Below are 11695 nucleotides of genomic sequence, written 5' to 3'. Positions count from 1 at the left end.
GTCGAGCGCCAGCGCATCGTCGGACCAGAAGCCCGCCTTGACGGCCTTGCCCGGTTTGAATTCGGCGATTTCCATTTCGGGGACGGCGATCAGCACTTCCTTTTCGCCGTCGACAGCGACAGTGATAACCGGCGTGCCGGAACCGACCACCTGGCCGACGTCGGCGCTGACCGTGGTGACGATGCCATCCCTGTCGGCCTTGAGATCGGTATAACCGACCTGGTTCTTCGCCTGAGCAAGTGTCGAAAGGGCGGAATCACGCGTGGCGACCGCTTGGTCATAGGTCAAGGTCGCCTGTTCGAGCTGTGATTTCGGGGCAAAATTCTTGGCAAAAAGCTGCTCGGCACGCTTGCGGGCAAGCTCCACGGTCTCGACCTGCCGCTCGGCGGCATCGAGCGCTGCCTGCGCGCTCTTGACCGAAAGGTCGTAGTCAATGGGATCGATGCGGGCGAGCACATCGCCCGAGGCCACATGCTGGCCGATATCGACGAGGCGCTCGGTGATCTTGCCATTGACGCGGAACGCCAGAGCGCTCTCGGTGCGGGCCCGCACCGAGCCGGAATAGGAAAGCATGCGGGTGTCATGCGCCTTCGCGATCTCGACAACCTTGACGGGACGGATGATATCCTTGACTTCGGCTTTTTCCTGGCTGCAGCCGGCAAGCCCGAGAGCGGCGGTGACAAGCAGCACCGGGCCTACAGCCGGCAGCCTGCCGATGATTGAACTGAACAAAGACACGCGCGTACTCCCGAAAAGTGGAGATGAATCGTTGAAACCGCTGCCCGGCAGGCGGAGCCTACTTCAAGGCCTTGATTGCATAGTCGACGAGGTCGTCAGGCATTGCCCGGTTGGTCTTGGCGAGGCACTGCGCCACCATCTGCGGATGACACAGGATGACGGTCGCGGCACCGAAACAGCGAGACGCGATAACCGGATCCTGTTTTCTGAACTCACCGGCCTCGATGCCCTCACGAATGATTTCCGCAAACAGGTCGTGAATGCTGTCGACATGCTTGTCGATCACACCCCAATCCCGTTCGAGGGCGACGATGACCATCTCGTGGACCTTCTGGTCGTCGAGCATGACCTCCATCGTCATCTTGTATTGCGCATGCACGTAACGCCGGAGCCGCTCCTCGGCGCTTATCGGCAGGCGCGAAATCTCGTAGGCCATCTTGTAGCTGGCGCCGAGCATCCGGCCGCAGACGGCCTGGTGGATTTCGACCTTGGAGGCGAAGAAACGGTAGATATTGGCCGGCGACATGCCGAGCTCACGCGCGATGTCGGCGACATTGGTCTTGCCGTAGCCGTAGTGCCGGAACAGGCGCTCGGCGCAATCGAGAATGCGCGTTACATTTTCCTGTCGGGCGGCTTCGGCAACTATGGTGGCAGCTTCGGACATGATCCTCTATCGATTTACGAGTGACGAATTTCAATTTTCATCACTCGTAAATCGAAAAGAACGACCTGTCAATGCGGATTCGATGTACGCGTACGAATGGTGACAGATGGTGACAGAGGGCCTGCTGTCGCCACCACGCGCTTCGTCATCCTAGGGCGAAGCAAGGAGCGGAGCGACGCGGCGAAGACCCTAGGATCCATGCCGCGACATCAGTCAAAGAGTGTGACAGATCAATAGATTACGCCGTCCGTGACCTGTCATCGATAGCAAGCCATTCTCGACTGCCGGAGCACGGCCGCAAGGTCACGGCATGGATCCTAGGGTTTCCGCGACGTCGCTTCGCGACTGCTCCACCCTAGGATGACGAAGTCGCGGAGCCTTTGCCTAACCGCAAAAGTCGTAACTAGAGGAGAGCAGCGACGAGGGCCTCAGGCGACCTTGGCCATTTCCCGCAGCCGGAATTTCTGGATTTTGCCGGTGGAGGTCTTCGGGATTTCGGCAAAGATGACCGCTTTCGGCACTTTGAAGCGGGCCAGCAATCCCCGGCAGTGTTCGATAATCTCCGCCTCGGTCGCGACCTTGCCGGGCTTTAGCTCGACATAGGCAACAGGCACCTCGCCCCATTTGTCGTCGGGCCTGGCGACGACGCCGCAAGAGGCAACCGACGGGTGCTTGTAGAGCGCGTCCTCGACCTCGATAGAGGAAATGTTCTCGCCACCGGAGATGATGATGTCCTTGGAGCGGTCCTTGAGCTGGATATAGCCGTCGGGGTGCATGACGCCGAGATCGCCGGAATGGAACCAGCCGCCGGCAAAGGCCTCGTCGCTCGCCTTGCGGTTCTTCAAATAGCCTTTCATGACGATGTTGCCGCGGAACATGACCTCGCCGATGGTCTCACCATCGGCCAGTGTCGTCCGCATCGTCTCGGGGTCCATGACGGTCAGGCCTTCGAGTGCCGCATAGCGCACGCCCTGCCGCGCCTTCCTGGCGCTGCGCTCGCCCTTTTCGAGATTGTCCCATTCGCCGTGCCATTCGTTGACGACCGCCGGGCCATAGGTCTCGGTCAGGCCGTAGAGATGGGTGACTGCAAAGCCGGCATCCGCCATCCCGGACAGCACCGCTTCCGGCGGGGGCGCTGCGGCGGTGTTAAAAGTGACCGTCTGCGGAAATGCACGCTTGTCCTCGTCCCTGGCATTGATCAGCACAGACATCACCACCGGCGCACCGCACAGATGGGTGACGCCCTGATCGGCGATCGCATCGTAGATCGGCTTCGGCCGCACCCAGCGCAAGCAGACATGGGTGCCGGCCTGGACGGCGAGCGTCCAGGGAAAGCACCAGCCATTGCAGTGGAACATCGGCAGCGTCCAGAGATAGACGGCGTGCTTGGCCATGCCGGCATGAATGGTGTTGGTGTAGGCCATCAGTGCGGCACCGCGATGGTGGTAGACGACGCCCTTCGGATTGCCTGTCGTTCCGGAAGTGTAGTTGAGCGAGATGGCGTCCCACTCATCGTCGGGCATCGCCCAGGCGAAGTCCGCGTCGCCCCCAGCGATGAAGTCCTCATAGTCGAGCGAACCGATGCGCTCACCCTTCGGATACGGCGCGTCGGCGGCGTAATCGGGATCGTCATAGTCGATGACCAGCGGCTTGACCTTGGCCAGGTCCAGGGCCTGTCTGACGACGCCGGAGAATTCACGGTCGACGATCAGCACCTTGGTCTCGGCATGATCGAGCTGGAAGGCGATGACCGCGGCATCGAGGCGGGTGTTGAGCGAATGCAGCACTGCTTTGGTCATCGGCACACCGAAATGCGCCTCCAGCATTGGCGGCGTGTTTGACAGCATGACGGTGACGGTGTCGCCCTTGCCGATGCCGCGCCTGTCGAGCGCCGAGGCAAGCTTCAGCGACCGCTGCCAGAAGGTGCGATAGTCGATGCGCTGGCGGCCATGGATGATGGCGATCTGGTCGGGATAGGTCTTGGCCGCGCGCTCCAGATAGGTGAGCGGCGTCAACGGCTGATGGTTGGCCGCGTTCTTGTCGAGATCCTGTTCGTAAGGACTGCCCATCCCGTGCTCCCCGCGATTTTCTTTCAGACGTTCTAATCACAGGCTCGGGCCGCGTCACCACAAACGATGCCACGAGAGAGCGCATTTGGCACAATGATGAACCAGATTCGGCGTAAGCGGGAGTATAGCATACCTCTGCCCAATTTGACTTTTGTCGAGACCCGTGAATAATGTCAGCCGAGGAGACGGCATGGCGATCCGACCGGCAGAACAGCTCATCCACAAGGCCGCCTGGCTCTACTATGCCCATGGCCTGCGGCAGGACCAGGTGGCGAGCCAGCTTAACATTTCCCGTGCCTCGGTCGCCATGTATCTGCGCAAGGCGCGCGAGACCGGCATCGTCAACATTTCGACCTCGACGCAGCTTTTCACCGACGACGTGCTGGCGCGCAAGCTTGAGGATGCGTTAAGCCTCGACGCCGTCTGGATCGCACCGGAGAATGATCATATCGCCGACCCGTCGACGGAAATCGCCGTGCTGGCAGCAAGCGTCTTTCTCGAACTGGTCAAAAAAGGCGACCGCATCGGCGTCGCCTGGGGCCGCACCGTCTATATGATCGCCGACGTCATGTCCTATGCCGATCTGCAGGACGTCACTGTGGTGCAGCTCTGCGGCAATCTCGGCGCGCCCTATTCCTATCGCCCCGACCAATGCACCATGGAAATCGCGCGACGGCTCAACGCCAAGGGGCTCAATTTCTACGCGCCGCTGGTGCTGTCTACGGAAGAACTCGCGCGTGCGCTGCGTGCCGAGCCGGTGATCCGGGAACAATTGTCGGGTGTCAGCGAATGCGACCTGGCGTTATACTCGGTCGGCGCGGTCGACGCCGACAGCCATCTGGTCAAATGCGGCGCGCTGACGCCACGTGAAATGGCGGATCTGCGCAGCCAAGGCGCTGCCGGTGTGATTGCCGGGCAGATCATAGACGCCGAGGGCAAGGTGCTCGACTGCAGTTATAACAGGCGGGTGATCTCCGCCGAGCTTGCCTCGCTGCGCGCCATCGCCAGGCGGTTGGTGGTGGTGCAGGAGGACAGCAAGTTCGAACCGCTGCTCGCGGCGATCGCCGGTGGCCTTTGCACGCATCTGGTGGTCGGCGCGCACATGGCGCAGCGGCTCCTGGATCATGCGGCTGCCACGACAGAAAAGGCCTCCTAGAAATCCTCCTCTCCGCCGCCGGCGCATTGTCATCAAAGCGTCGCGGCATTCCTGTTTCACCATCAAAGACAAACAACCGGACGAAGCGAACATGAAGAATTTGTGGAATGACGAAGCAGCCGAAAAACTCGTCGACGACTACGCGAAAAAGGGTGTCGGCCGCGACCTGGCGCTGCGCGTCTACACGACCCGGCTGCTCGGCGGCGAGCCGCGGCTGGTCCTGCATGGCGGCGGCAACACCTCTTGCAAGACGACGGCAACCGACCTCGTCGGCGACCAGTGGGACGTGCTGTGCGTCAAGGGCAGCGGCTGGGACATGGGCGTCATCGAGCCGCAGGGCCTGCCGGCGGTCAAGCTCAAGCCGCTGCTCAAGGCGCGCGCGCTGAACAGGCTGGCCGACGAGGACATGGTTGCCCTGCAACGCGTCAACCTCATCGACCCATCCTCGCCCAACCCGTCGGTCGAGACGTTGCTGCATGCCTTCCTGCCGCACAAATTCGTCGACCACACGCACTCGACCGCCATCCTCGCCATCGTCGACCAGGAAGACTCCAAGCCGCTGGTGAAGACGGTTTTCGGCGCCAAGATGGGCTATGTGCCCTACATCATGCCCGGTTTCGACCTCGCCAAGGCGGCCGCAGACATCTTCGACGCCGACCCTGACGTCGAGGGCCTGATCCTAGACAAGCACGGCATCTTCACCTTCGGCGACGATGCGAAGCAGGCCTACGACCGGATGATCCATTATGTGAACGTCGCCGAAGACTTCATTGCCGCAAGCGGCAAGCCGAAGGCGGCAAAGGCAGCCTTGCCGGCAAAGCTCGCGACACCGGCGTCGATCGCGCCGATGCTGCGCGGCGCGGTGGCGGTGGCGCGCGGCGAAGGCCGCTTCGACCGCATGGTCAGCGATTTCCGCACTTCGCCGGCAATTGTCGATTTCATCAATTCGGCCGAGATCGCCGACTATGCCGGACGCGGCGTGTCGACACCGGATCTGTCGATCCGCATCAAGACTGGGCCGATGGCGCTGCCGGCGCCGGATGCCGACAAGGCCGGCGACTACAAGGCGGTGATCAAGAGCCATGTCGACGCGTTCGCCAAGGATTATCGCGCCTATTTCGAAACCAATGATGCGCTCGACGACGTCAAGCGCACCATGCTCGACCAGATGCCGCGGCTGACGCTGGTGCCCGGCCTCGGCATGTTCGGCCACGGCCGCACGCTGAAGGACGCGAAGATCGCGTCGGATGTCGGCGAGATGTGGATCGAGGCGGTGCGCGGCGCCGAGGCGGTCGGCCGTTTCCATCCGCTCTCCAAGGCCGATCTGTTCCCGCTCGAATACTGGTCGCTGGAACAGGCCAAGCTCGCTTCCAACAAGCCGAAGCCGTTGACTGGCCAGGTGGTGCTGATTACCGGCGGCGCTGGCGCGATCGGTGCAGCGACAGCAAAGCTATTCGCCGACAATGGCGCCCATGCCGTCGTCGTCGATCTCGACGCCGAAAAGGCTGCCGATGCGGCGAAGAAAGCCGGCAACAATTCGATCGGCGTCGCCGCAGACATCACCGACCCGGCACAGGTGCGTGCCGCCTTCGACAAAGCGGTCTCTGTGTTCGGCGGCGTCGATATCCTGGTGTCCAATGCAGGGGCGGCCTGGGAAGGCCGCATCGGCGAGCTCGACGACGCGCTCCTGCGCAAGAGTTTCGAGCTCAATTTCTTCGCCCACCAATCGGTGGCGCAGAACGCCGTGCGCATCATGCTCGAGCAGGGCACCGGCGGCGTGCTTTTGTTCAACACCTCCAAGCAGGCGGTCAACCCCGGCCCGAAGTTCGGCGCCTATGGCGTGCCAAAGGCAGCGACGCTGTTCCTGTCCAGGCAATACGCGCTCGACTATGGCGCGCACGGCATCCGTTCGAACGCCGTCAACGCCGACCGCATCCGTTCAGGCCTTTTGACCGATGCCATGATCGCCAGCCGGTCGGGCGCGCGCGGCGTGTCGGAGAAGGACTACATGTCCGGCAATCTGCTCGGCCAGGAAGTGACGGCGCAGGACGTGGCGCAGGCCTTCCTGCATCACGCGCTGGCCGATCGCACCACCGCCGACGTGACGACGGTCGACGGCGGGAATATCGCGGCAGCGCTGCGCTGATGTAGAAATCCGTTTAGACGAAAAGGTGCCGTGCAACTCCGAAGCTTGCTTGAGAGGGGCGGCTGGGAACTTTCGACCCGACCGGCCATTGAGATCGAGCAAGGTCAGGCAGCTAAATTGTTGCCGGGAGTTCCCTCATGCCAACCGATGACTGGTCCCTGCCCGAACGCTTCATTTTTTCGGGTCACCCGATCGCGTGGGGAACGATCGGCGACGGCCCGCCGGCGGTTTTGCTTCATGGTACCCCGTTTTCGTCGGTGGAATGGCGGCGGATTGCAGCTTGGCTCGGGCAACGGCGCCGGATCTACTATTTCGACATGCTCGGCTACGGGCAATCCGCCAAGCCCGACGCGGACGTGTCGCGCGGGATTCAAAACGAGCTGTTCGCGGCGCTCTTTGCTCACTGGGAGCTGGAGGGGCCCGACATCGTGGCGCATGACTTCGGCGGCTCCGTCGCGTTGCGTGGCCACCTGCTCAACGGGCTCGATTATCGCTCTCTGGTGCTGATCGATCCGGTCGCGATCAGCCCTCAGGGATCGCCCTTGGTTCAAGCGGCAAAAGAGCACGAGAAAGCGTTTGCCAGTCTGCCGGCCTATATCCATGAGGCTATGCTTCGTGCCTATATCGGCGGCGCTGTCGCAAACGCATTGCGCCCGGACGAAATGCAGCTCTATCTGCAGCCATGGCTTGGAGACGAGGGACAAAAGGCTTTTTGGCGTCAGATCGCGCAGATGGACGACAAGTACAGTCGAGAGGTTGAGTGGCGATACGGCGAGATACGTTGCCCTGTGACGATCCTGTGGGGTGAAGACGACGAGTGGATTCCGCTCGACGACGGGCGAGAACTCGCGCGTCGCATCCCCGGTGCGCCGTTCATCGTGGTTCCAAATGCCAGACATCTCGTTCAGGAAGACGCGCCGGAGGCAATAATCTCGACTGTGCTCGACTTCTGGAACGACCCAAAACGGGATCCTTCTGCCGCCGCCGCGAAACCCCTGCTACAGCACCCCTAGGATGTGTTTCCAGGCCCTGGTTCCCAGCCGCGAATCAGCCTCGTCACTGCCGCATCGAAACAAGGTTCCGGCCACGGCGCAGTTCACTAATTCAATTCCGAGGTGACTAAAGGAATATATTCGATCTCTGGCCACGTAATTCATCTATCTGTCCATTAGTTCTCTCGTATTTACCAATTGTTTTGCAAATTCTACAGCGTTGCTTGTCGCCCTGCTGCATTCGTGTTTTCGTGTCACGGGTGGGGCGTTTCGGAAGCAGATCGAAGGATAACGCTATGCGCTTTGTGATTGCCGCTACGATGCTGACCCTCATTTCGGCAGGCGCCCATGCGGCGCCTCCGCAGGGCGCCAAACTGTCCGATATAATTGCCAAAGTGGAGCAGACCCCGGATATCGAATATATCGACGAGGTCGACTAGAACGATCGTGGATACTACGAAATCGAGTACTTCGTGAAGAACGGGGCGAAGGCCGAAATCAAGATAGATCCGAAGTCTGGCGAGGCGATCAAGTAGCCGCCACGGACATCGACTACTCAACGGTCATCTTTCTTGCGCCAATGATTGGAGATCACAATGAAGACATTCGCTTATGTATCCCTCGCAATTTTCACCCTTGGTTCGGTCGCTTCGGCGGAAGAGCTTCACGAGAGAAACATATCCCTGGCAACAGCCACGGAGCTGGCCCAGAAAGGCGTCAAAGCTTGCAGCTCCAAGGGCTATAATGTCTCAGTGGCCGTCGTCGATCGGGCGGGGGTGCTGCGCTCTCTCATGAGAGCTGATGGGGCCGGACCGCACACTGTAGGCGCGGCACAGGCGAAAGCGTTCACGGCCGCCTCTGGCCGGGCGCTAACGAGCGCTATGGCGAAGACAGTTCAGGAGAATCCCGGAGCGGCCGGCCTTGTCGATATCCCTGGATATCTGGTCCTTGCCGGCGGCGTCCCCATCAAGATCGGCGATGAAACCATAGGCGCAATTGGCATTGGTGGCGCCCCCGGTGGAAACCTGGACGAGGAATGCGCCCAGGCTGCGGTCGAGAAGATCAAGGACAAGCTGAACTAGTTTCTTTCGTGGCTAGACGTTCGCCAATCGATCCGTCTGCCAAAAGCTCAGTCAGGAGCCAAGCCATCGCATCAGCTTGTCTTCAACAAAAAAGCCGCCTGCAACAAGCTGCTACAGGCGGCTCCGTTTGTCGATTGGAAGCGGGTGACCTGTTCCCGAACCTACTTCGAGTTCGGGTTCGGCATCCAGGCCGGCATCGCGACATCGGCGTGGGCGAACTGCGGCAGCTTGGCCGACAGGTCCTCCATGTTCTTGATGTCCTTGTCGATGAGGTCCTTTTGGGTGATCAGCGTCGGCGGCACGACGACGTTGTGGCCGGGATCTTCGCCGGCCAGCAGCTGCGCCAGCGCACGCACCGAGACCTGGCCGACGACGGCGGGGTTGGTCGCGGCGGTCGCGGCCCAGGCGCTGTCGGGTTCACGCATCGCAGCGATATCCGAGGTCGAAATGTCGGCCGAATAGATCTTGATGCCCTTGTTCAAGCCTGCTTCGTCGACGGCGATCTTCACGCCCTTGGCAAATTCGTCATAGGGAGCGAACATCACCTTGATGTCGGGATGCGCCGTCAGCACCGAACGCGCCTGGTTGGCGACGGAGTTGGCAATCGGATTGTCGAGCGTGCCGAACATCGCGACTTCCTTGATGCCGGCATACTTCTTCTTGACGTCGACCCAGGTCTCGTTGCGGCGGTCGAGCGGCGCGATGCCGGCGACATAGACATAGCCGGCACTCCAGCTTTCGCCATTGTCCTTGACAGCCTGCTCGAGCGCGAGGCGGGCCAAGTCGCGGTCGGACTGTTCGATCTGCGGGATCTTGGGATTTTCGACATTGACGTCGAACGCCACCACCTTGATGCCGGCGTCGACCGCACGCTGGGCAGCGTCCTTCATCGATTCCGTCAGGCCGTGCTGGATGATGATGCCCTGCACGCCGAGCGCGATGGCCTGATCGACCATGTCGGACTGAAGGGCAGCATCCTGGCGGCTGTCGAGGACGCGCAGATCGATGCCGAGCGCCTTCGACTGCGCCTCGACGCCCGAGAGATAGGCCTGGAAGAAGTCGCCGGTCGAGAGATAGCGCACCAGCGCGATCTTGACGCCGGGCTTGTCGAAAGGCGCCGGCTTGTCCGCGGCCAGCGCCGGGACCTGCATCAGCATGGTTGCGCCGGCCAATCCGAGCGCCACTTTTCCCAGAAGTCTTCTTGTAATGCTCACTTTGTTTTCCTCCACTCTTGTTGAACTCAAAATCTTGTTCCGGTCGAAAGCTACCTCCTGCCCCTGCCTGAAAGCGCAAAGGTGAAGACAAGGGCGACGACCAGAACCACGCCCTTGACGAAATCCTGCGTGTAGTAAGGCGCGTTCATCATCGTCAGGCCTTGCAGCAAGATGCCGACGAACAGCGCGCCGATGGCGGTGCCAAAGGCGTTCGGCTTGGCAGCACCGAGCACCGCGTAGCCGATCAGCGCCGCGGCAACCGCATCGAGCAGCAGATTGTTACCCGAGGCGATGTCGCCGCGTCCAAGCCGGGCAGCGAGCAGAATGCCGCCGATCGAGGCAAAAACACCCGAAATGACGTAAGCCCAGATCTTGTATGCCTTGACCGGCGCACCGGCGAGTTCGGCGGCGCGCTCATTGCTGCCGACGGCGTACATCATGCGGCCGAAGCGGGTGTATTCGAGGAAAAACCAGATCAGCACAGCGAGCACGAGCAGCACCACCACCGACACCGGAATGAGGTTCGGGATGAAGAAGTCGAAGCGGTGGCGGCCAAGCGCCAGGAAGGCGTCGGAGAATTTGCCGTTGGCGACCGAACCGTCAGGCATGGTCATGCCGGTGGCGATCGAGCGGCCTTCGGTTGGAATGCGCTGCAGGCCGACGAGCAGGAACATCATGCCGAGCGTCGCCAGCAGATCGGGCACACGCATGTAGACGATCAGCCAGCCGTTGATCAGGCCGACAATGGCGCCGATGAGCAGGCAGACGACGACCGCGACAAGGGCGTTCTGCTCCAGCACCACCATCACGTAGGCCGCCGCCATCATGGCTGATGTCGCGACCGAGCCGATCGACAGGTCGAAGCCGCCGACGACGAGCGTGGCGGTGACGCCGAGTGCCAGAACGCCGGTGATGGCGACCGACTGGAAGATGAAGACCGCACTTTGCGGCGAAATGAAACCGTCGGCGGCGATCGAGAAATAGGCGACGAGCCCGAACAAGAGCACGATGAAGCCGTAGCGGATGGCGTGGTCGCGCAATGTCATCCGGCGCTCCCGCGCGCTGCTGCCGTCTTTACCCAATCCGAACCCATGCTCTCTCCATTCCAATCCTGTCGCCCGCGCTCAGGCCGCACTGTGCAGCGGCCCGCCGGCGACCTCAGCCAGCAGACGGTCGAGATCGACATCGGCATTGCGGTGTTCGCCGACGATGGTCTGTTCCGACATGACCAGGATGCGATCGGCGGTCTCCAGCGCCTCGTCGAGTTCGGTGACGAACAGCAGCGTGGCGCGTCCGTTTGCACTGGCCCTGAGCTTGGCGGCAATGTCGCGCCGGGCCGAGATATCGACGCCCTGAAACGGCTCATCCAGAATGAACAGCCTTGCATCCTGCGCCATCCAGCGGGCGACCATCACCTTCTGCTGGTTGCCGCCGGACAGCTCCGACATCTCGTCCTTCTCGGAACGGCAGACGATGCCCAGCTCCTCGATCTGCCGGCGCGCAATCGCGCGTTCGAGACGGCGCTTGAGAACAGCGAAACGTGACATGCGCTTGTGAAACGGCAGGCTGATATTTTCCTGGATATTGAAGCCTTGGACGATGCCATTCTCGCCGCGGTCCTTGGCGACCAGGAA

Annotated in this window: 11 protein-coding genes and 1 pseudogene; 6 read left to right on the top strand and 6 right to left on the bottom strand. The window is 61.4% G+C overall.

The window, feature by feature from the left end; genetic code table 11:
• The 3 genes from EN943_RS28605 to EN943_RS28595 form a co-directional block, all read right to left on the bottom strand.
• Positions 1-732, bottom strand: a 732-nt coding sequence (locus EN943_RS28605; protein ID WP_245476007.1) for an efflux RND transporter periplasmic adaptor subunit, incomplete at its 3' end; no start/stop codon positions are given.
• Between the two features lie 64 nt (positions 733-796).
• Positions 797-1402, bottom strand: coding sequence for a TetR family transcriptional regulator (locus EN943_RS28600; protein WP_127415542.1), 606 nt, complete (start codon positions 1400-1402; stop codon positions 797-799).
• 428 nt (positions 1403-1830) lie between these two features.
• A complete protein-coding gene (locus EN943_RS28595; protein ID WP_127415541.1) occupies positions 1831-3471 on the bottom strand; it encodes an acyl-CoA synthetase in 1641 nt (546 codons plus the stop codon).
• Between the two features lie 190 nt (positions 3472-3661).
• Between EN943_RS28595 and EN943_RS28590 the strand changes: the two genes are divergently transcribed.
• The 6 genes and pseudogenes from EN943_RS28590 (at position 3662) to EN943_RS28570 (ending at position 8847) form a co-directional block, all read left to right on the top strand.
• Positions 3662-4627: a sugar-binding transcriptional regulator gene (locus EN943_RS28590; protein WP_127415540.1), complete on the top strand. Its 966-nt coding sequence runs from the start codon at positions 3662-3664 to the stop codon at positions 4625-4627.
• Between the two features lie 91 nt (positions 4628-4718).
• Positions 4719-6773 (top strand): bifunctional aldolase/short-chain dehydrogenase, encoded by a 2055-nt coding sequence (locus EN943_RS28585; protein ID WP_127415539.1) that lies wholly within the window; start codon positions 4719-4721, stop codon positions 6771-6773.
• A 137-nt stretch (positions 6774-6910) separates the two neighbouring features.
• Positions 6911-7786 (top strand): alpha/beta hydrolase, encoded by an 876-nt coding sequence (locus EN943_RS28580; protein WP_127415538.1) that lies wholly within the window; start codon positions 6911-6913, stop codon positions 7784-7786.
• Between the two features lie 275 nt (positions 7787-8061).
• Positions 8062-8205 carry a hypothetical protein gene (locus EN943_RS38510; RefSeq protein ID WP_245476006.1) on the top strand — a complete coding sequence of 48 codons (144 nt, stop codon included), beginning with the start codon at positions 8062-8064 and terminating at the stop codon, positions 8203-8205.
• 12 nt (positions 8206-8217) lie between these two features.
• Positions 8218-8301 (top strand): annotated as a pseudogene (locus EN943_RS38865) (PepSY domain-containing protein); the annotation flags it as partial.
• 60 nt (positions 8302-8361) lie between these two features.
• The gene (locus tag EN943_RS28570; RefSeq protein WP_206522821.1) at positions 8362-8847 is read left to right on the top strand and encodes a heme-binding protein; all 486 of its coding nucleotides are present in this window, start codon (positions 8362-8364) and stop codon (positions 8845-8847) included.
• Positions 8848-9008: 161 nt separating this feature from the next.
• Here the strand turns inward: EN943_RS28570 and EN943_RS28565 are convergent, their stop codons facing one another.
• The 3 genes from EN943_RS28565 to EN943_RS28555 form a co-directional block, all read right to left on the bottom strand.
• Complete coding sequence (locus EN943_RS28565) at positions 9009-10061, bottom strand: substrate-binding domain-containing protein (protein WP_127415536.1); 1053 nt, start codon at positions 10059-10061, stop codon at positions 9009-9011.
• Positions 10062-10111: 50 nt separating this feature from the next.
• Positions 10112-11107, bottom strand: a complete 996-nt coding sequence (locus tag EN943_RS28560) for an ABC transporter permease (protein ID WP_127415535.1) — start codon at positions 11105-11107, stop codon at positions 10112-10114.
• Positions 11108-11185: 78 nt separating this feature from the next.
• The coding region (locus EN943_RS28555; RefSeq protein ID WP_164778423.1) for an ATP-binding cassette domain-containing protein at positions 11186-11695 on the bottom strand (510 nt) is incomplete at its 5' end.

The sequence above is a fragment of the Mesorhizobium sp. M7A.F.Ca.US.006.01.1.1 genome (assembly GCF_003997935.1).
Lineage (GTDB): Bacteria > Pseudomonadota > Alphaproteobacteria > Rhizobiales > Rhizobiaceae > Mesorhizobium.
Note: the sequence above shows the minus strand (reverse complement) of the source record. Positions and strands in the feature narration are given on the sequence as shown.